1 protein-coding gene is annotated in these 724 nt (G+C 25.0%); it reads left to right on the plus strand.

The annotated features are described in order from the left end of the window. A partial coding sequence (locus KPL50_RS26655; RefSeq protein WP_216301472.1) for a GHKL domain-containing protein occupies positions 1–546 on the plus strand: 546 nt, incomplete at its 5' end. Between the last annotated feature and the right edge of the window lie 178 nt (positions 547–724).

Consider the following 724-nt stretch of genomic DNA (forward strand, 5'->3'; position numbering starts at 1 on the left):
GTAGGATATATGGACAAAAACGATATGCAGGGCCTTCGACGTTATTTTGATAATAAAATAATTCCTATTGGTACAAGCTTTGAAAAAAAGAATTTTAAACTAGGATTACTGCAAAATATAAAAATACCAGAAATAAAAGGGGTTGTTTCCTCAAAATTAATAACTGCTCAGCACAAAGATATAAATGTTTTTATCGATATAATGGAACCCATAGAAGATATAAATATAGATATAATAGATAGTTGCAAAATAATTGGAATAATTCTAGATAATGCAATAGAAGCTTCTGGAGATTGTGAAAATCCTATTATAAAATTCGCCATTATAAATAAAAAAAAATCTGTGATCATAATCGTAATTAATCAATGCCTTGAAAATACTCCACCAATATATAAGCTTTTTGAAAAGGAATTTTCAACTAAAGGTAAAAATAGAGGTTTAGGTCTTAACAATTTAAAAGAAATTATTAACTCCTACAGTAATGTGTCTTTAGATACTTCAATTAAAGATAACGAATTCATTCAAAATATAGAAGTCTTAAAATAAAGGATTGTGTTATAGATATGATAAAGGTATTTATTTGTGAAGATATTAAAAATCATAGAGATAAAATATCTAATATTATTGATGATATAATTATGATTGAAAATTTAGATATGGAAACTGCTGTAGTTACAGGAAATCCAGATGATATATTAGAATATGTTAAATCTAATAAATACAC

The organism is Clostridium sp. CF012, assembly GCF_018861755.1.
Classification (GTDB): Bacteria; Bacillota; Clostridia; order Clostridiales; family Clostridiaceae; genus Clostridium_AD.